Source organism: Pseudoalteromonas tunicata (assembly GCF_002310815.1).
GTDB lineage: Bacteria > Pseudomonadota > Gammaproteobacteria > Enterobacterales > Alteromonadaceae > Pseudoalteromonas > Pseudoalteromonas tunicata.
Genome location: NZ_CP011032.1, coordinates 282,066 through 300,224, shown reverse-complemented (window position 1 = coordinate 300,224; position 18,159 = coordinate 282,066). Strand labels below are relative to the sequence as shown.

20 protein-coding genes and 3 rRNA genes are annotated in these 18,159 nt (G+C 43.6%); 1 reads left to right on the top strand and 22 read right to left on the bottom strand.

The genetic code is table 11. The features are described 5' to 3' along the window. Positions 1–10: 10 nt before the first annotated feature. Positions 11–1,261, bottom strand: coding sequence for an efflux RND transporter periplasmic adaptor subunit (locus PTUN_RS01385; RefSeq protein ID WP_009837885.1), 1,251 nt, complete (start codon positions 1,259–1,261; stop codon positions 11–13). Positions 1,262–1,324: 63 nt separating this feature from the next. Beyond that, positions 1,325–1,684 (bottom strand): hypothetical protein, encoded by a 360-nt coding sequence (locus PTUN_RS01380; protein WP_009837884.1) that lies wholly within the window; start codon positions 1,682–1,684, stop codon positions 1,325–1,327. Between the two features lie 211 nt (positions 1,685–1,895). Here PTUN_RS01380 and PTUN_RS01375 point away from each other — a divergent pair, with 211 nt between their 5' ends. Continuing rightward, complete coding sequence (locus PTUN_RS01375) at positions 1,896–2,789, top strand: DMT family transporter (protein WP_040643841.1); 894 nt, start codon at positions 1,896–1,898, stop codon at positions 2,787–2,789. A 783-nt stretch (positions 2,790–3,572) separates the two neighbouring features. Here the strand turns inward: PTUN_RS01375 and rrf are convergent. From rrf to rplN, 20 genes are all read right to left on the bottom strand, one after another. Beyond that, positions 3,573–3,687: ribosomal RNA gene (gene rrf, locus PTUN_RS01370) — 5S ribosomal RNA — on the bottom strand. Between the two features lie 131 nt (positions 3,688–3,818). Then, a 23S ribosomal RNA gene (locus PTUN_RS01365) occupies positions 3,819–6,707 on the bottom strand. Positions 6,708–6,978: 271 nt separating this feature from the next. Beyond that, positions 6,979–8,520, bottom strand: a 16S ribosomal RNA gene (locus PTUN_RS01360). Together the 16S, 23S and 5S rRNA genes form the textbook arrangement of a ribosomal RNA operon. A 1,065-nt stretch (positions 8,521–9,585) precedes the next feature. Next, positions 9,586–9,987, bottom strand: a complete 402-nt coding sequence (rplQ, locus tag PTUN_RS01355) for a 50S ribosomal protein L17 (RefSeq protein WP_009839379.1) — start codon at positions 9,985–9,987, stop codon at positions 9,586–9,588. A 40-nt stretch (positions 9,988–10,027) separates the two neighbouring features. Beyond that, positions 10,028–11,014: a DNA-directed RNA polymerase subunit alpha gene (locus PTUN_RS01350; RefSeq protein ID WP_009839380.1), complete on the bottom strand. Its 987-nt coding sequence runs from the start codon at positions 11,012–11,014 to the stop codon at positions 10,028–10,030. A 23-nt stretch (positions 11,015–11,037) separates the two neighbouring features. Continuing rightward, positions 11,038–11,658, bottom strand: a complete 621-nt coding sequence (gene rpsD / locus PTUN_RS01345) for a 30S ribosomal protein S4 (RefSeq protein ID WP_009839381.1) — start codon at positions 11,656–11,658, stop codon at positions 11,038–11,040. A gap of 23 nt (positions 11,659–11,681) precedes the next feature. After that, positions 11,682–12,068, bottom strand: coding sequence for a 30S ribosomal protein S11 (gene rpsK / locus PTUN_RS01340; RefSeq protein ID WP_009839382.1), 387 nt, complete (start codon positions 12,066–12,068; stop codon positions 11,682–11,684). An 11-nt stretch (positions 12,069–12,079) separates the two neighbouring features. After that, a complete protein-coding gene (rpsM, locus tag PTUN_RS01335; RefSeq protein ID WP_009839383.1) occupies positions 12,080–12,436 on the bottom strand; it encodes a 30S ribosomal protein S13 in 357 nt (118 codons plus the stop codon). Between the two features lie 128 nt (positions 12,437–12,564). Continuing rightward, entirely contained in the window at positions 12,565–12,678 is a 114-nt protein-coding gene (rpmJ, locus tag PTUN_RS01330; RefSeq protein ID WP_009839384.1) for a 50S ribosomal protein L36, read from the bottom strand. A 22-nt stretch (positions 12,679–12,700) separates the two neighbouring features. Continuing rightward, positions 12,701–14,029, bottom strand: a complete 1,329-nt coding sequence (gene secY, locus PTUN_RS01325; protein WP_009839385.1) for a preprotein translocase subunit SecY — start codon at positions 14,027–14,029, stop codon at positions 12,701–12,703. A gap of 13 nt (positions 14,030–14,042) precedes the next feature. Next, positions 14,043–14,477, bottom strand: a complete 435-nt coding sequence (rplO, locus tag PTUN_RS01320) for a 50S ribosomal protein L15 (RefSeq protein ID WP_009839386.1) — start codon at positions 14,475–14,477, stop codon at positions 14,043–14,045. A 3-nt stretch (positions 14,478–14,480) separates the two neighbouring features. Continuing rightward, on the bottom strand, positions 14,481–14,657 hold the full coding sequence (gene rpmD, locus PTUN_RS01315) for a 50S ribosomal protein L30 (protein ID WP_009839387.1): 177 nt from the start codon (positions 14,655–14,657) through the stop codon (positions 14,481–14,483). A 3-nt stretch (positions 14,658–14,660) separates the two neighbouring features. Next, positions 14,661–15,167, bottom strand: a complete 507-nt coding sequence (gene rpsE / locus PTUN_RS01310; protein ID WP_009839388.1) for a 30S ribosomal protein S5 — start codon at positions 15,165–15,167, stop codon at positions 14,661–14,663. A 9-nt stretch (positions 15,168–15,176) separates the two neighbouring features. Further along, a complete protein-coding gene (rplR, locus tag PTUN_RS01305) occupies positions 15,177–15,527 on the bottom strand; it encodes a 50S ribosomal protein L18 (protein WP_009839389.1) in 351 nt (116 codons plus the stop codon). A 9-nt stretch (positions 15,528–15,536) separates the two neighbouring features. Beyond that, complete coding sequence (gene rplF / locus PTUN_RS01300) at positions 15,537–16,070, bottom strand: 50S ribosomal protein L6 (protein WP_009839390.1); 534 nt, start codon at positions 16,068–16,070, stop codon at positions 15,537–15,539. Between the two features lie 12 nt (positions 16,071–16,082). Then, positions 16,083–16,475 carry a 30S ribosomal protein S8 gene (gene rpsH / locus PTUN_RS01295; protein WP_009839391.1) on the bottom strand — a complete coding sequence of 131 codons (393 nt, stop codon included), beginning with the start codon at positions 16,473–16,475 and terminating at the stop codon, positions 16,083–16,085. Positions 16,476–16,496: 21 nt separating this feature from the next. Further along, positions 16,497–16,802 (bottom strand): 30S ribosomal protein S14, encoded by a 306-nt coding sequence (gene rpsN / locus PTUN_RS01290; protein ID WP_009839392.1) that lies wholly within the window; start codon positions 16,800–16,802, stop codon positions 16,497–16,499. 10 nt (positions 16,803–16,812) lie between these two features. After that, positions 16,813–17,352: a 50S ribosomal protein L5 gene (gene rplE, locus PTUN_RS01285; protein WP_009839393.1), complete on the bottom strand. Its 540-nt coding sequence runs from the start codon at positions 17,350–17,352 to the stop codon at positions 16,813–16,815. Between the two features lie 19 nt (positions 17,353–17,371). Next, positions 17,372–17,686, bottom strand: a complete 315-nt coding sequence (gene rplX / locus PTUN_RS01280) for a 50S ribosomal protein L24 (RefSeq protein ID WP_009839394.1) — start codon at positions 17,684–17,686, stop codon at positions 17,372–17,374. A gap of 10 nt (positions 17,687–17,696) precedes the next feature. Next, complete coding sequence (rplN, locus tag PTUN_RS01275; protein ID WP_009839395.1) at positions 17,697–18,065, bottom strand: 50S ribosomal protein L14; 369 nt, start codon at positions 18,063–18,065, stop codon at positions 17,697–17,699. Between the last annotated feature and the right edge of the window lie 94 nt (positions 18,066–18,159).

Sequence of the window (18,159 nt, the reverse complement as noted above, 5' to 3'; positions counted from 1 at the left end):
ATAATCCCTATTAATGCTGATGCGTCGATGGCATAGGCGATGTGGCCGCGCCCATTTTCAAAATAGCTGAACGAATATTGGCTTCAGAATCAACCAAGAACTGACCAGACGTGACAACTATATCGCCTTCGGATAAACCAGAAATCACCTCGGCACGCCCTTGTGTGATCATGCCAATCGACACCTCTTTTGCCGCAAAGGCATTGTCTGAGGTTTTAATAATTACGCGATTTTGCTTTTCAGTTCGAATTAATGCTTCGACAGGAATATTAAGCGCACCTTCCTTAGGGCCACCATAAATGCGAACGTTCGCTATCATGGCTGGTTTAAATCGGTGGTCTTTATTATCTAATGCCAAGCGCACCTTGAGCGTTCTTGTTTTAGGATCTAGCGCAGGATAAATGTACTCAATTTGCCCTTCTGCGGCATAAACTCCGAGCGCAGGTAAATCAAATTCAGCCCACTTACCTGTTTTTACCCAATCCATTTGATGCTCAAAAACATCAGCAAGCACCCAAACTCGGCTTAAATCAGATAACGTCATTAAACGGTTTTCAGGATTCACATACATGCCCTCACCAATAACAAGCTCGGTAACTACAGAATCAAAAGGAGCATAATAAGGAACTTGAAAAAACGACTGTTTCCGTGCTTCAAGCTCTTCAATAAGTGCATCTGTCATACCCAATAGCTTTAACCGAGTGCGACCACGTAATTTAAGGTAGTTGGGCGCTTTTTGGTTATCTCTGAACATCGATAAATAATCATCTTGCGCCACCACCAAATCTGGCGAATAAATCTCATAAAGTAACTGACCCTTTTTAATTTCTTCTCCCAAGGTTTTTACTTGTAGATTCTCAACCCAACCAGCAGCCCGCGGATGTACGTGATAAATACCATTTTGATCATAATTAATTGAACCAAAGGTTTCGATATAACGCCACAAGGTACTTTTTACAACTCTGGCCGTGGTTAATGCCATGCTTTGCTGCATATTGCCGGATACAATCACGCCATTATTGGCGTCAACCTGATGTTCCGCAGGCTCAACTAATACTAAATCCATACCACAAATAGGGCATTTACCAGGATGGTCTTTAACAATATGACTATGCATAGGACAAACGTAACGTTGCTGATTATTTTGCGAAAGTAAATCAGTGATCAGTTCTTTTTCTGAAGTCACTTTAGGCGTAGCTGCTTGAATTGGAAAAATAAAAATAAGGCTTAATAGCCACAAAAGACAAAAAGGGTTTTTCATAAAAAGTTACTCAATAAAATAAATGTATCTACCGCTAACAGTAGGCTTCTTTTAATTTATGAGTTAGGCAATAGGAGGTATTAACCAGCCTTCGGTAGGTTCTACATAATAAATAATGCGATAGTGGCTACTAGCCTCCTGATTGTTTAGATCTAAATTTGGAGAAATAATCGCTTGCAGCATCGCCATTCCAGAGCAATGAGACTGGCAATGCCCACAATCATCAGGACAACTTTGCATAGCCACATTGGTATCATCACAGCATGAATGGGATTGTTCAGAGTCTGAAGGTGCTAAGTCGCTATCTATATCATTCATGTGCTGGTGATGCATTGCGCAGCCTTGTTGCTCCGCATTTACAGCGGATGTAAAACCGATATTCAACAAAAAAACAACACAAAGAAGGAGATGAATAATTTTCATAAATGGAGTCTAATCGATTTAAAACTGGAACGCTAGATGAGGTAACTAATAAATCAAATCTTAAAAGATACCCGCCAGCTTGTACCTAACAAAAAATATCTTATTGAAACTAATAACATTTATAAAATTGTATATTGTTTTACTATCTTTAAATATTAAATATGGTATTTTTAGCGGCCTTTTTATACGTACAGAATTTAATCGCCCCATTATGGTTAAAAATCAACGCCACGCTCTGTTTTTTGGTCTTGCTGCCGTTTTATTATGGTCAACAGTCGCAACAGCATTTAAGTTGGCACTTGAACAACTTACATCTTTGCAACTACTGTTTTTTTCGTCGCTTATTAGCTGGCTTTTTTTAGCGGGATCTTTGGCTTACACAAAAGATTTTTCAAACGTAGTACCGTGCTTTAAGGCCCATCCTTGGCGCTATCTGAAGCTAGGTAGCATTAACCCTTTTCTTTATTATTTAATCTTGTTTAAAGCCTACGAATTGCTCCCCGCGCAACAAGCACAAGCTTTAAATTATACTTGGGCAATTAGCTTAAGTTTATTAGCGGTGCCATTACTCGGTCAAAAACTACGTAAAGCCGATCTCATATCATTAGGCCTAGCTTATTTTGGCGTATTAATTATTAGTACAAAAGGTCAAATTACCGAGCTCAACTTTGAAAGCCCTTTAGGTGTCGGATTAGCGCTACTCAGTACTTTGCTATGGTCGCTTTATTGGATTTTTAATACCAAAAATACCGACAAACCAGTTATTAGCCTCTTTATTTGTTTTAGCATTGCACTGCCACTTATTGCGCTGGTAATGACTTGGCAAGGTGCATGGCTTATCCCATCTATCAAGGCAAGTTTAGCTGCGATTTACGTTGGTTTATTTGAAATGGGGATTACTTTTGTACTTTGGCTATTTGCGATGAAAAAAGCCGAAAATACCTCTAAAATTAGTAACCTAATATTTATATCACCCTTTATTTCACTGGTTTTTATTTACACTTTATTAGGTGAAGAAATACACCCAACCACTCCAATTGGACTTGGGTTTATCATTGCAGGGCTATTTATACAAAAATTTGGTAGCAAAAAAGCACCTCAGTGAACTTTATTCCATAATCAAAATGCATCTGCGAATTCTATAAACGATAGCATTAATTGTCAGCAACAAACGCTATCGTTTTACCTCTAAAAGTTTCAAGTCTATCTTTATAAACAACTCAACGCTTATTGTTTGACGAACAGTAAATACCGCTAGCTAAAAAGTTAAGGTTGTATCTCAGGCACTGCTTTTATGCATAATTAACCTCAGTTCTGGATAAGAGATTTATCGACATCTTGAATTATAATGAAGACTGAGGTTGTTTATCTCTAGCAATAGGGTCTTCAACCATCAAGGCGGATAGATGCGTCAATAGCAAGATTGTTAACTCCTACAATAGCAGCCTGAGATGCTCCCTGAGATAGATTTATTATCCAGTATTTAGATTAAGTAAATAAGAAAGGTATAACTCAGGAATTAAGCCAGAGATGGGGTTCAAAGGGTGTTGATTGTTAAGAGTATCAGCATGCCCTCTCAAACTGGTTTCAGGTCCGTGCGCTTTAAGCAATTACCACAGCTCATAATAAGTGGTAATAGTGAGATGATAGAGTTACTAAAATTGAATGTTAGCGCCATTAAATGTGCTGTTTTTTAGTAGATCTAGCCACCCCAAATGAATTTTGCACATCCACACCTGCTATGAAAAAGTTTATAGGAAAGATAGAGTAATTGCTTAGCTATAGTGATCTAGTACTTACAGCGGATTAACTAAACGGATACAAATAAGGTCTAGATTTAGAAAGCAAAAAAGCCTCTGATTTCTCAGAGGCTTTCTTTAAATTAGGAGCCTGGCGATGTCCTACTCTCACATGGGTAACCCCACACTACCATCGGCGCTGTTTCGTTTCACTACTGAGTTCGGAATGGGATCAGGTGGGTCCAAAACGCTATTGTCACCAAGCAAATCTGGTTCGTTAATCGCCTTGGCAATTAACTAAAATTCGGAAGGCTGATATTCAAATTCGTCTACTTCAGTGCTATTTAACTTCTTGCTTGTTCTTCAGTGCTTCATACAAACCACTTTGGCGTTGTATGGTTAAGCCTCACGGGTAATTAGTATTGGTTAGCTTAACGCCTCACAGCGCTTCCACACCCAACCTATCAACGTTGTAGTCTCCAACGGCCCTTCAGAGAGCTTATAGCTCTAGTGAGAACTCATCTCGAGGCTCGCTTCGCGCTTAGATGCTTTCAGCGCTTATCGATTCCGAACGTAGCTACCGGGCAGTGCCATTGGCATGACAACCCGAACACCAGCGGTTCGTTCACTCCGGTCCTCTCGTACTAGGAGCAACCCCTCTCAATTCTCAAACGCCCACGGCAGATAGGGACCGAACTGTCTCACGACGTTCTAAACCCAGCTCGCGTACCACTTTAAATGGCGAACAGCCATACCCTTGGGACCGACTTCAGCCCCAGGATGTGATGAGCCGACATCGAGGTGCCAAACACCGCCGTCGATATGAACTCTTGGGCGGTATCAGCCTGTTATCCCCGGAGTACCTTTTATCCGTTGAGCGATGGCCCTTCCATTCAGAACCACCGGATCACTATGACCTACTTTCGTACCTGCTCGACTTGTCCGTCTCGCAGTTAAGCTTGCTTCTACCATTACACTAACCGTACGATGTCCGACCGTACTTAGCAAACCTTCGTGCTCCTCCGTTACTCTTTAGGAGGAGACCGCCCCAGTCAAACTACCCACCAGGCACTGTCCGCAATCCCGATTAGGGACCTACGTTAGAACATCAAAACTACAAGGGTGGTATTTCAAGGACGACTCCACAAGAACTAGCGTTCCTGCTTCAAAGTCTCCCACCTATCCTACACATGTAGGTTCAATGTTCAGTGCCAAGCTATAGTAAAGGTTCACGGGGTCTTTCCGTCTAGCCGCGGGTACACAGCATCTTCACTGCGATTTCAATTTCACTGAGTCTCGGGTGGAGACAGCGTGGCCATGATTACGCCATTCGTGCAGGTCGGAACTTACCCGACAAGGAATTTCGCTACCTTAGGACCGTTATAGTTACGGCCGCCGTTTACCGGGGCTTCGATCAAGAGCTTCGCGTTGCCGCTAACCCCATCAATTAACCTTCCGGCACCGGGCAGGCGTCACACCGTATACGTCATCTTGCGATTTTGCACAGTGCTGTGTTTTTAATAAACAGTTCCAGCCACCTGGTTACTGTGACTGCCAATAGCTCCGGGAGCAAGTCCCTTCACCATCAGCAGCGTACCTTCTCCCGAAGTTACGGTACTATTTTGCCTAGTTCCTTCACCCGAGTTCTCTCAAGCGCCTTAGTATTCTCTACCTGACCACCTGTGTCGGTTTGGGGTACGATTCTTCATGAACTGAAGCTTAGAGGATTTTCCTGGAAGTATGGCATCAACAACTTCACTACCGTAGTAGCTCGTCTCGTATCTCAGTCTTAAGGAAACCCGGATTTACCTAAGTCTCCAACCTACTTACTTTCACATGGACAACCAACGCCATGCCTGCCTAGCCTGCTCCGTCTCCCCATCGCATTCATGCCGAGTACGGGAATATTAACCCGTTTCCCATCGACTACGCGTTTCCGCCTCGCCTTAGGGGTCGACTCACCCTACCCTGATTAACATGGGATAGGAACCCTTGGTCTTCCGGCGTGGGAGTTTTTCACTCCCATTATCGTTACTTATGTCAGCATTCGCACTTCTGATACCTCCAGCAACCCTCTCGAATCACCTTCAACGGCTTACAGAACGCTCCCCTACCCCGCATACAAAGTACGCAGGCGCATCTTCGGTGGTATGTTTAGCCCCGTTACATCTTCCGCGCAGACCGACTCGACCAGTGAGCTATTACGCTTTCTTTAAAGGATGGCTGCTTCTAAGCCAACCTCCTGGCTGTCTGGGCCTTTCCACATCGTTTCCCACTTAACATACACTTTGGGACCTTAGATGGCGCTCTGGGTTGTTTCCCTCTTCACGACGGACGTTAGCACCCGCCGTGTGTCTCCCGGATAGTACTTTACGGTATTCGGAGTTTGCAAAGGGTTGGTAAGTCGGGATGACCCCCTAGCCTTAACAGTGCTCTACCCCCGTAAGTATTCGTCCGAGGCTCTACCTAAATAGATTTCGGGGAGAACCAGCTATCTCCCGGTTTGATTAGCCTTTCACTCCTAGCCACAAGTCATCCCCTAACTTTTCAACGTTAGTGGGTTCGGTCCTCCAGTTGATGTTACTCAACCTTCAACCTGCCCATGGCTAGATCACCGGGTTTCGGGTCTATACCTTGCAACTATACGCCCAGTTAAGACTCGGTTTCCCTACGGCTCCCCTAATTGGTTAACCTCGCTACAAAATATAAGTCGCTGACCCATTATACAAAAGGTACGCAGTCACACCACGAAGGTGCTCCTACTGCTTGTACGTACACGGTTTCAGGTTCTATTTCACTCCCCTCACAGGGGTTCTTTTCGCCTTTCCCTCACGGTACTGGTTCACTATCGGTCAGTTGGGAGTATTTAGCCTTGGAGGATGGTCCCCCCATATTCAGTCAAGATAACACGTGTCCCGACCTACTCGATTTCACTTACTATAGATTTTCGTGTACGGGGCTATCACCCTGTGCCGCTGTCCTTTCCAGAACATTCCACTAATCACAAATAAACTTAAGGGCTGCTCCGGTTTCGCTCGCCGCTACTTCCGGAATCTCGGTTGATTTCTTTTCCTACGGGTACTTAGATGTTTCAGTTCTCCGCGTTCGCCTCACATAGCTATGTATTCACTATATGATAGTGAGTAAACTCACTGGGTTTCCCCATTCGGAAATCCTAGTCTCAAGCGCCTTTTACTAGCTTGACTAGGCTTATCGCAAGTTAATACGTCCTTCATCGCCTCCAACTGCCAAGGCATCCACCGTGTACGCTTAGTCACTTAACCATACAACCCAAAATAGTTTGAGTTATACATAAAGGACTGATTTAAACTTCGCCAGAAGTTAAATATTGAATACTAAAGTAGACACCAATCACATCTTTCGATGCAAATGGCATAATTTTACTTTTGAAAACTCTTTCAAATCTTTCGATTCAAAGAATTTTTTCTATCAGCTTTCCAAATTTTTAAAGAGCAATATTAATTAAACAGCCTAAGCCATTTAACTAACAATCATCTGTGTGGACACTACGAACAAATCAGTTCTAAATCGTGATAAGGAGGTGATCCAGCCCCAGGTTCCCCTAGGGCTACCTTGTTACGACTTCACCCCAGTCATGAATCACACCGTGGTAACCGCCCTCCCGAAGGTTAAGCTAGCTACTTCTGGTGCAACCCACTCCCATGGTGTGACGGGCGGTGTGTACAAGGCCCGGGAACGTATTCACCGCAACATTCTGATTTGCGATTACTAGCGATTCCGACTTCATGGAGTCGAGTTGCAGACTCCAATCCGGACTACGACGAGCTTTAAGGGATTCGCTCACTATCGCTAGCTTGCTGCCCTCTGTACTCGCCATTGTAGCACGTGTGTAGCCCTACACGTAAGGGCCATGATGACTTGACGTCGTCCCCACCTTCCTCCGGTTTATCACCGGCAGTCTCCTTAGAGTTCCCGACATTACTCGCTGGCAACTAAGGATAGGGGTTGCGCTCGTTGCGGGACTTAACCCAACATCTCACAACACGAGCTGACGACAGCCATGCAGCACCTGTCTCAGAGTTCCCGAAGGCACAAAGCTATCTCTAGCGATTTCTCTGGATGTCAAGTGTAGGTAAGGTTCTTCGCGTTGCATCGAATTAAACCACATGCTCCACCGCTTGTGCGGGCCCCCGTCAATTCATTTGAGTTTTAACCTTGCGGCCGTACTCCCCAGGCGGTCTACTTAATGCGTTAGCTTTGAAAAAGTTGTCCGAGGACCCCAGCTTCTAGTAGACATCGTTTACGGCGTGGACTACCAGGGTATCTAATCCTGTTTGCTCCCCACGCTTTCGTACATGAGCGTCAGTGTTGACCCAGGTGGCTGCCTTCGCCATCGGTATTCCTTCAGATCTCTACGCATTTCACCGCTACACCTGAAATTCTACCACCCTCTATCACACTCTAGTTGACCAGTTCGAAATGCAGTTCCCAGGTTGAGCCCGGGGCTTTCACATCTCGCTTAATCAACCGCCTGCGTACGCTTTACGCCCAGTAATTCCGATTAACGCTCGCACCCTCCGTATTACCGCGGCTGCTGGCACGGAGTTAGCCGGTGCTTCTTCTGTCAGTAACGTCACAGCTACGTTCTATTAAAACGTAACCTTTCCTCCTGACTGAAAGTGCTTTACAACCCGAAGGCCTTCTTCACACACGCGGCATGGCTGCATCAGGCTTTCGCCCATTGTGCAATATTCCCCACTGCTGCCTCCCGTAGGAGTCTGGACCGTGTCTCAGTTCCAGTGTGGCTGATCATCCTCTCAAACCAGCTAGAGATCGTTGCCTTGGTGAGCCATTACCTCACCAACTAGCTAATCCCACTTGGGCCAATCTTTAGGCGTGAGGCCCGAAGGTCCCCCACTTTGGTCCGTAGACATCATGCGGTATTAGCAGTCGTTTCCAACTGTTGTCCCCCACCTAAAGGCATGTTCCCAAGCATTACTCACCCGTCCGCCGCTCGTCACCCAAGAAACAAGTTTCTCTGTGCTACCGCTCGACTTGCATGTGTTAGGCCTGCCGCCAGCGTTCAATCTGAGCCATGATCAAACTCTTCAATTAAAAGTTTTTAGTCTTTCGACTGCTCAATGAATTCTGTTTATGACTGTGTAGCCACTCACTTTACTAAATTGAGACTCTAAATTTTTTGCTTCATTCAAAACCGAAGTTTCGAACTAAGCTGTTAGAACTCAATCTGTACGAGTGCCCACACAGATGATTGCTTAAATTGTTAAAGAACGTTGCAGCGCCAACCCTAAGAGCTTGCTGCGAAGTGGAGCGCTATAATAAACGTTTCACTTTTCAAGTCAACACTTAATTTTAAATTCTTTCGAAGCAAACTAAGTTTTACTTAACTCTCTGACTCAACCTTCATACCCCGCTAAGCGTGGTGTGCTGCCGTGTCAGTGGGGTCGCATTATAGGGCGGCGAACTTTTTTGGCAAGCGTTATTTTGCATAAATTTACGATTTATTTCACTTAGTTAGTCATACAGACTTAACACCACCTTACCCTCACCTTATTCACAAAAACCTGTGGATAACTAAATGAAATAACCCATTTAAAATGGTCAGACCGTTATTTTATGATGCAATTCAAACTTTATAACACTTTTTATAGACTCTAGAATTTGCAAATAACAACAAGCTTCGTTGACTACCTCAAGTAATAGGTAAAATTGGTCAAACTTTAAGAGTTGCTAAGAATTGGATTACTAATAACGCTTAACTTAATAGTTTATTTCACATATATAGTTACAGGCCTATGACAGCTTCTATCGATATATGAATAAGTTTAAACTGAAATCTAAACTATAAAATAGTATTAGTGCTGGAAAAGAGATTTACCAATACATTGAATTAAGCTAAATATTTTAGTTTTGATCTCTAGCCAGAGATTCTCAAGGATGACTAAGCGGATTGACGCGTCAATAACGAGTGTATTGCAAGTTAGTACAACGCTGTTATCGTTGAAAATAACTACTTGAAATAGATTTATAATCCAATATTAAGGTTATATAGATAGGTTTATTAAAAATGATAAATAAGAACAAGTTAATAGTGTGGAGAGTTGTATTTTCTAAATAAAAAAGCCGAGCTATTGCTCGGCTTTTTTTGTCATATCAGACTTACTCTGCAGACTGTGCGTCTTCTTGAACTTCTTCAGTCGTTACTACACGACCTACTAGCTCAACATAAGCCATTGGAGCATTATCACCAGCACGGAAACCACACTTTAAAATACGAGTGTAGCCACCTGGACGGCCTTCGAAACGAGGACCAAGCTCAGTGAACAATTTACCAACTACTTCGCTATCACGCGTGCGTGCGAACGCTAAACGGCGATTAGCTACGCTATCAGTCTTAGCCAGTGTGATTAAAGGTTCAATTACACGACGCAACTCTTTAGCTTTTGGTAAAGTCGTTTTGATGATTTCGTGCTTCACCAAAGAACCTGCCATATTGCTAAACATCGCTTTACGATGGCTGCTATTGCGATTTAATTGACGACCACTCTTACGATGGCGCATTACCCTATCCTTCTAACTAAACTTAATTCAGTGAATTATATTATTCAGCAAGACTTGCAGGTGGCCAATTTTCTAAGCGCATGCCTAGAGAAAGACCACGTGAAGCTAGCACGTCTTTAATTTCTGTTAGAGACTTCTTACCTAAATTAGGCGTTTTAAGAAGCTCAACTTCTGTGCGCTGAACTAAATCACCGATATATTGAATTTGCTCGGCTTTCAAACAGTTCGCAGAACGTACAGTTAATTCAAGATCATCAACAGGACGAAGTAGAATCGGATCGAATTCTGGCTTCTCTTCTTTCGCTACAGGTTCAGTTACATCACGTAAATCTACGAATGCATCTAATTGCTCAGCTAAGATTGTTGAGGCACGGCGGATCGCTTCTTCAGGATCCAAAGTACCGTTAGTTTCCATATCGATAATTAACTTATCTAAATCTGTACGTTGCTCAACGCGAGCTGATTCAACCGAGTACGCAATACGCTCAACTGGGCTAAATGATGCATCTAGCAACAAACGGCCAATTGGGCGCTCATCGTCATCAGAGGATAAACGGTTAGATGCAGGAACATAACCACGACCACGTTCAACACGAATACGCATGCTGATACTGCTGTTAGCTGTCGTTAAATGACAGATAACGTGATCTGGGTTACAGATCGTAACATCACCATCATGCTGAATGTCTGCCGCAGTTACAGGGCCTACGCCTGATTTTGTCAGGGTAAGAAAAACTTCATCTTTGCCTTCTAAAGTAACCGCTAGTCCTTTAAGGTTTAACAGAATTTCAATGATGTCTTCTTGTACGCCTTCTTTCGCGCTGTACTCATGCAATACACCGTCAATTTCAACTTCAGTCACTGCACATCCTGGCATAGATGAAAGTAATATACGGCGTAAAGCATTACCAAGAGTGTGACCAAAGCCACGCTCTAACGGCTCTAAAACAACTTTAGAACGTGTTGGTGAGACTGCGTCGATTTCGACTAATCTTGGCTTTAGGAATTCGGTTACAGAACCCTGCATTTTATCCTCTCTTAACTCTTACTTTACTTAGAGTAAAGTTCGACGATTAGCTGTTCGTTAATATCTGCAGACAGATCAGAACGCTCTGGTAAACGTTTGAAAACGCCTTCCATTTTGCTACCGTCTACTTCAACCCAAGTTGGTTTCTCACGTTGTTCTGCTAACTCAAGAGCAGCAACGATACGTGCTTGCTTCTTAGCTTTCTCACGAATTACTACTACATCATCAGCAGTGATTCTGTAAGAAGGAATGTTAACAACAGAACCGTTAACCATAACCGACTTGTGGCTTACAAGTTGACGTGCTTCAGCACGAGTACTTGCAAAACCCATACGGTATACAACGTTATCTAGGCGTTGCTCTAGAAGTTGTAAAAGGTTTTCGCCTGTGTTGCCTTTAATACGAGCAGCATCTTTGTAGTAGTTACGGAATTGCTTTTCTAATACACCGTAGATACGACGTACTTTTTGCTTTTCACGTAACTGTAAACCGTAATCAGATAAACGACCTTTACGGGCGCCATGCTGACCAGGTGCTGTCTCTAATTTGCATTTAGAATCAATTGCTCTAACGCCGCTTTTAAGGAACAGGTCAGTACCTTCACGACGACTTAGCTTGAGCTTAGGGCCCAAATATCTAGCCATGTTCTTTCTCCACTAACCTATTGTTATACGCGACGTTTCTTCGGTGGACGACAACCGTTATGAGGAATTGGCGTCACGTCAGTGATGTTTGTAATACGGTAACCTACTGCATTAAGAGCACGAACTGCAGACTCACGGCCTGGGCCTGGTCCCTTAATGAATACTTCTAGGTTTTTCAAACCGTACTCTTGAGCTGCAGTACCTGCACGCTCAGCAGCAACCTGTGCAGCGAATGGAGTAGATTTACGTGAACCACGGAAACCAGAACCACCTGCAGTTGCCCAAGATAACGCGTTACCTTGGCGATCTGTAATCGTTACAATAGTGTTGTTGAAAGATGCATGAACATGAGCCATACCATCAGCAACTTGTTTTTTAACTTTCTTACGACGAATTGGTGCTTTTGCCATTGTCTTTACCCTTATCGCTTGATAGCCTTACGAGGACCCTTACGAGTACGCGCGTTAGTCTTAGTTCTTTGACCACGTAGTGGTAAAGAGCGACGATGACGAAGACCACGGTAGCAACCAAGGTCCATAAGACGCTTGATATTTAATGTGATTTCACGACGAAGATCACCTTCAACGGTGTACTTAAGCACTTCTTCACGAAGTACATCAAGAGTTTCATCGTTTAATTCGCCGATTTTAGTTGTTTCAGCGATTCCTGTCGCAGCTAAGATAGCCTTAGAGCGAGTTTTGCCAACACCATAAATTGCAGTTAAAGCGATAACAGCATGTTTATGATCAGGGACGTTAATGCCAGCTATACGGGCCACTAACACATCTCCTATAAAAGAATTTGACTATATTTTGTTGAAAAGCCCGTTAGGATACTCAACCAATAATCAAACTTCAACCAAGAACGCAGACCGAGTATCAAATACTCAGTCTGCACGACTTTTACTTAGCCTTGCCTTTGCTTGTGCTTTGGCTCACTACAAATTACACGTACAACACCGGCACGTTTAACAACTTTGCAGTTACGGCAAATTTTCTTAACGGAAGCACGTACTTTCATAACTCAACTCCGTAAACTTACCTTATCGGCCATAGCCTTTAAGGTTAGCTTTTTTCAGCACAGAATCATACTGATGAGACATCAGATGGGTCTGTACTTGTGCCATAAAGTCCATAATCACAACAACGATAATCAAAATTGATGTACCGCCGAAGTAGAATGGCGTTTGCCATGCCATTGTCATGAACTCGGGCACCAGACAGATAAAGGTAATATACAATGCACCTGCCAATGTCAGGCGTGTCATCACTTTATCAATGTATTTCGATGTCTGCTCACCTGGACGAATACCTGGTATAAATGCGCCAGACTTTTTCAGGTTGTCTGCTGTCTCACGCGGGTTAAAAACCAACGCAGTGTAGAAAAAGCAGAAGAAGATAATAGCAGCTGCTAAAACCATCGCATAAAGCGGTTGCCCTGGGGACAATGCTAATGAAATTGTTTGCAATGCATCTGCAATAGGACCTTCGCCCTGACCAAACCAGCTGGCAATTGTACCAGGGAACAGAATAATACTACTAGCGAAAATTGGTGGAATAACACCAGCCATATTAACTTTCAATGGTAAATGTGTACTTTGCGCAGCAAACACCTGACGGCCTTGCTGACGTTTAGCGTAGTTAACAACAATACGTCGTTGGCCACGTTCAAAAAACACTACCAAATAAGTTACAGCAAATACTATTACCGCTATCACTAACAGCATTAAAACATTCAAATCACCTTGGCGCGCCATTTCGGCTGTCGAACCAATAGCAGACGGCAGGTTAGCAACAATACCAACAAATATTAGAACTGAGATACCGTTACCGATACCGCGCTCTGTAATTTGCTCGCCCAACCACATCAGGAACATCGTACCTGTTACCAAGCTCACCACTGCGGTGAAATAAAATCCAAAACCTGGATTTACAACCAGACCTTGCATCATATTTGGTAAACCGGTTGCGATACCGATAGATTGTACAGTTGCTAGCACAAGCGTAGCATAACGAGTGTATTGGCTGATTTTCTTACGCCCTTGCTCACCTTCTTTTTTAAGCTCTATCATCGCAGGATGTATGTGCGTTAATAGTTGCATAATAATTGAAGCTGAAATGTAAGGCATAATACCTAGAGCCAATACCGATGCACGCTCAAGCGCACCACCACTGAACATGTTGAACATCTCAACAATGGTGCCCTTTTGTTGCTCGAAGAATTCGGCTAGTACAGCGGCGTCAATACCAGGGATTGGCACAAAAGAACCTAAACGGTAAATGATTATAGCTCCGAGTACGAACAGTAAGCGACGCTTCAATTCCGCTAGACCACTTTGGGCACTTTGCATATCTAGACCTGGTTTAGCCATGGTACTTTCCTTATTATTCTTCTACCTTGCCTCCGGCAGCTTCAATTGCTTCGCGAGCGCCTTTGGTCACTTTAAGACCCTTGACAGTCACAGCACGTGAAACTTCGCCAGATTTAACTACTTTAACGAACAGAACGTTCTTTTTAACCAGACCAGCTGCTTGTAGTGTGCTTAGCTCTACCACATCGCCTTCTACTTTAGCGATTTCATAAAGATTTACTTCTGCAGATACTAAAGATTTGCGTGAAGTAAAACCAAATTTTGGTAGACGGCGTTGAATTGGCATTTGACCGCCTTCAAAGCCTACGCGTACACCACCGCCAGAACGAGATTTTTGACCTTTGTGACCACGGCCACCAGTCTTACCAAGACCAGAACCGATACCACGACCAGGGCGTTTTTTCTCAGTTTTTGCACCAGCAGCAGGTGAAAGTGTATTCAGATGCATGAATTACCCCTCAACCTTAACCATGTATGAAACTTGGTTAATCATACCACGTACACATGCTGTGTCTTCTAACTCAACAGTGTGATTGATACGACGTAAACCAAGACCGCGTAATGTAGCTTTATGCTTCGGTAAACGACCGATAGAGCTCTTTACTTGTGTTACTTTTACAGTTTTCATGGTTTACCCCTTGATCTGTTCTACGCTAAGACCACGCTTAGCCGCAACTTTCGCTGGAGAAGTCATATTCTCTAGCGCTGAAATAGTTGCACGTACAACGTTAATCGGGTTAGTTGAACCGTAGCACTTTGATAATACGTTATGTACACCAGCAACTTCTAACACTGCGCGCATTGCGCCACCAGCGATGATACCAGTACCTTCAGAGGCTGGTTTCATGAATACTAATGAACCTGCGTGGCGACCTTTAACAGGATGCTGCAGTGTATTACCGTTAAGGTCTACATTAATCATGTTACGGCGCGCTTTTTCCATTGCTTTTTGAATAGCAGCTGGAACTTCAAGTGCTTTACCGTAACCAAAACCTACTTTACCTGCGCCATCGCCAACAACTGTTAGTGCTGTGAAGCTAAAGATACGACCACCTTTAACAACTTTAGACACACGGTTTACAGCAACTAGCTTCTCAGCTAAGTCTGACTGTTGTTGCTTTGCTTCTACGTTAGCCATCGTCTACTCCTAGAATTGCAAACCGGCTTCACGCGCTGCATCAGCAAGCGCCTTCACACGGCCGTGATATTTAAAGCCACTGCGATCAAAAGTAATCTTTTCGATACCTTTGTCAGTTGCACGTTGAGCAACAAATTTACCCACAGCTTGCGCTGCTTCGATGTTACCTGTGCCTTTAACTGTTTCGCTAATTGCTTTTTCAACAGTAGAAGCAGCAGCCACCACGATACCCTCAGCAGTTACTACTTGAGCGTAAATGTGACGTGGCGTGCGGTGGATAACAAGACGGGTGATGCCTTGTTCAATATAATTTCTGCGAGTGCGTTTAGCACGGCGCAGACGAGCTGTTTTCTTATCCATCGTCTTACCTTACTTCTTCTTGGCTTCTTTACGACGCACATTTTCATCAGCATAACGAACACCTTTGCCTTTATAAGGCTCTGGTTTACGGTATGCGCGAATGTTTGCAGCTACTTGTGAAACAAGTTGCTTATCTGCGCCTTTAACAAGAACTTCAGTTTGGCTTGGAGTTTCAATAGTAACTCCATCAGGAACATTGAAGTTCACTGGGTGTGAAAAACCAAGAGTTAAGTCTAATACTTTACCCTTAGCTGCCGCACGGTAACCAACACCTACTAACTGAAGTTTACGCTCGTAACCAGCATCTACACCAATAACCATGTTATTGATTAAAGCACGTGCAGTACCTGCTTGTGCCCATGCATTTGCTACGCCTTCACGAGGAAGAGTAGTGATTACGTTATCGTTAACAAAAACTTCAACAGCAGCGTTAATTGTACGGCTTAATTCACCGTTTTTGCCTTTGATTTTGATGTCCTGGCCGTTTAGTGTAACTTCTACACCGGCAGGAACATTGATTGGTGCCTTAGCAACACGAGACATAGTTCCCTCCGATTAAGCTACAAAGCCGATGATTTCACCACCAACGCCAGCACCACGTGCAGCACGGTCAGTCATCAAGCCTTTAGAAGTAGAAACGATAGCAATGCCTAAACCGCCCATTACTTTTGGTAAATCACCACGTTTCTTGTAAATACGTAAACCTGGACGGCTAACACGTTGAATAGTTTCGATAACAGCTTTGCCTTCGAAATATTTTAATTCAACAGCTAACTCTGGTTTAACGTCGCCACTTACTGAATAATCAGCAATATAGCCTTCGTCTTTAAGCACTTTTGCAACAGCGATTTTTAACTTTGAAGAAGGCATTGATACTGTTGCCTTTTTCGCTGTTTGGCCGTTACGAACACGTGTAAACATATCCGCGATTGGATCTTGCAAGCTCATAGTCTTACTCCCGTGATTCTATTACCAGCTAGCCTTTTTAAGGCCAGGAATTTCACCGCGCATGGCTGCTTCGCGAGTTTTAATACGGCTTAAGCCGAACTTACGAAGAAAACCGTGTGGGCGGCCCGTAATGTTACAACGATTACGTTGACGTGCAGGGCTAGAATCACGCGGAAGGCTTTGTAGCTTTAATACCGCGTCCCAACGTGCTTCATCAGAAGTTTCAACACTGCTGATGATAGCTTTAAGATCAGCACGCTTTTCAGCGAACTTTACAACTAATTTAGCACGTTTAGCTTCGCGCGCTTTCATTGAATTCTTTGCCATAACCCTACCCTTATTTCTTAAATGGGAAGTTAAACGCTGTTAACAACGCACGGGCTTCCTCATCATTCTTAGCAGAAGTAGTGATTGTGATATCCATACCGCGAACGCGATCTACTTTATCATAATCAATTTCTGGGAAGATAATTTGCTCACGTACACCCATGCTGTAGTTACCACGTCCATCAAAAGACTTAGCACTAACACCACGGAAATCGCGGATTCGAGGCATAGCGATTGTTACCAAACGCTCCAAGAATTCCCACATACGTTCGCCACGTAGGGTTACTTTACAACCGATCGGATAACCTTCACGAACTTTAAAACCAGCAACTGATTTACGAGCTTTAGTGATCAAGGCTTTCTGACCAGAAATCGCTTCTAGATCTTTAACAGCATTCTCTAGAATTTTTTTATCTGCAAGGGCTTCGCCCACACCCATATTCAGGGTGATTTTCTCTATTCGAGGGACTTGCATGACAGAGCTGAAACCAAACTGTTTTTGCAGTTCAGCTACTACTTTGTCGTTATATACTTCATGCAGTTTCGCCATCGTCTACTCCAATAACTAATTAAATAGCTTTACCAGTAGATTTGAAGATACGTAATTTCTTACCGTCTTCAATCTTGAAACCAACACGATCAACTTTACCAGTTTCCTGGTTGAAGATCGCAACGTTTGATACGTCGATAGACGCTTCTTTCTCAACAATGCCACCAGGCTGGTTCAATTGTGGAACCGGCTTTTGGTGCTTCTTGATAAGATTGATGCCTTCGACAAATACTCTGCCAGATTCAGAAACAACTGAAAGCACTTTGCCGCGCTTACCTTTGTCTTTACCAGCTAGTATGACTACTTCGTCATCACGACGGATTTTTGCGGCCATGATAAACTCCTTATAGTACTTCTGGGGCTAGTGAAACGATTTTCATGAACTTGTCTGTACGAAGTTCGCGAGTCACAGGACCAAAGATACGAGTACCTATAGGCTGTAGATTACTGTTTAACATTACAGCTGCATTACCATCGAAACGGATCAAAGAACCGTCTGGACGACGAACGCCTTTACGTGTACGCACAACAACTGCATTTAACACATCACCTTTCTTCACTTTAGCGCGAGGAATTGCTTCTTTAACAGAAACTTTAATGATGTCGCCAATTGCAGCATAACGACGGTGCGAACCACCTAAGACTTTAATACACTGCACTTTGCGAGCGCCGCTATTACAAGCAACGTCCAGCTGAGTTTGCATTTGGATCATCTAAATGTGCTCCTGTGTAGTTTAGGAAACGCCTTAACTTATTATTAAATAAAGGCATATTGTTCAATTTCCACTCAAGAATACCGTTTGGTCG

What these genes read in the sequence shown, in the direction of transcription:
- PTUN_RS01385 (WP_009837885.1), bottom strand. Translation starts at nt 1,261, where the DNA reads ATGAAAAACCCTTTTTGTCTTTTGTGGCTATTAAGCCTTATTTTTATT.
- PTUN_RS01380 (WP_009837884.1), bottom strand. Translation starts at nt 1,684, where the DNA reads ATGAAAATTATTCATCTCCTTCTTTGTGTTGTTTTTTTGTTGAATATC.
- PTUN_RS01375 (WP_040643841.1), top strand. Translation starts at nt 1,896, where the DNA reads ATGGTTAAAAATCAACGCCACGCTCTGTTTTTTGGTCTTGCTGCCGTT.
- rplQ (WP_009839379.1), bottom strand. Translation starts at nt 9,987, where the DNA reads ATGCGCCATCGTAAGAGTGGTCGTCAATTAAATCGCAATAGCAGCCAT.
- PTUN_RS01350 (WP_009839380.1), bottom strand. Translation starts at nt 11,014, where the DNA reads ATGCAGGGTTCTGTAACCGAATTCCTAAAGCCAAGATTAGTCGAAATC.
- rpsD (WP_009839381.1), bottom strand. Translation starts at nt 11,658, where the DNA reads ATGGCTAGATATTTGGGCCCTAAGCTCAAGCTAAGTCGTCGTGAAGGT.
- rpsK (WP_009839382.1), bottom strand. Translation starts at nt 12,068, where the DNA reads ATGGCAAAAGCACCAATTCGTCGTAAGAAAGTTAAAAAACAAGTTGCT.
- rpmJ (WP_009839384.1), bottom strand. Translation starts at nt 12,678, where the DNA reads ATGAAAGTACGTGCTTCCGTTAAGAAAATTTGCCGTAACTGCAAAGTT.
- secY (WP_009839385.1), bottom strand. Translation starts at nt 14,029, where the DNA reads ATGGCTAAACCAGGTCTAGATATGCAAAGTGCCCAAAGTGGTCTAGCG.
- rplO (WP_009839386.1), bottom strand. Translation starts at nt 14,477, where the DNA reads ATGCATCTGAATACACTTTCACCTGCTGCTGGTGCAAAAACTGAGAAA.
- rpmD (WP_009839387.1), bottom strand. Translation starts at nt 14,657, where the DNA reads ATGAAAACTGTAAAAGTAACACAAGTAAAGAGCTCTATCGGTCGTTTA.
- rpsE (WP_009839388.1), bottom strand. Translation starts at nt 15,167, where the DNA reads ATGGCTAACGTAGAAGCAAAGCAACAACAGTCAGACTTAGCTGAGAAG.
- rplR (WP_009839389.1), bottom strand. Translation starts at nt 15,527, where the DNA reads ATGGATAAGAAAACAGCTCGTCTGCGCCGTGCTAAACGCACTCGCAGA.
- rplF (WP_009839390.1), bottom strand. Translation starts at nt 16,070, where the DNA reads ATGTCTCGTGTTGCTAAGGCACCAATCAATGTTCCTGCCGGTGTAGAA.
- rpsH (WP_009839391.1), bottom strand. Translation starts at nt 16,475, where the DNA reads ATGAGCTTGCAAGATCCAATCGCGGATATGTTTACACGTGTTCGTAAC.
- rpsN (WP_009839392.1), bottom strand. Translation starts at nt 16,802, where the DNA reads ATGGCAAAGAATTCAATGAAAGCGCGCGAAGCTAAACGTGCTAAATTA.
- rplE (WP_009839393.1), bottom strand. Translation starts at nt 17,352, where the DNA reads ATGGCGAAACTGCATGAAGTATATAACGACAAAGTAGTAGCTGAACTG.
- rplX (WP_009839394.1), bottom strand. Translation starts at nt 17,686, where the DNA reads ATGGCCGCAAAAATCCGTCGTGATGACGAAGTAGTCATACTAGCTGGT.
- rplN (WP_009839395.1), bottom strand. Translation starts at nt 18,065, where the DNA reads ATGATCCAAATGCAAACTCAGCTGGACGTTGCTTGTAATAGCGGCGCT.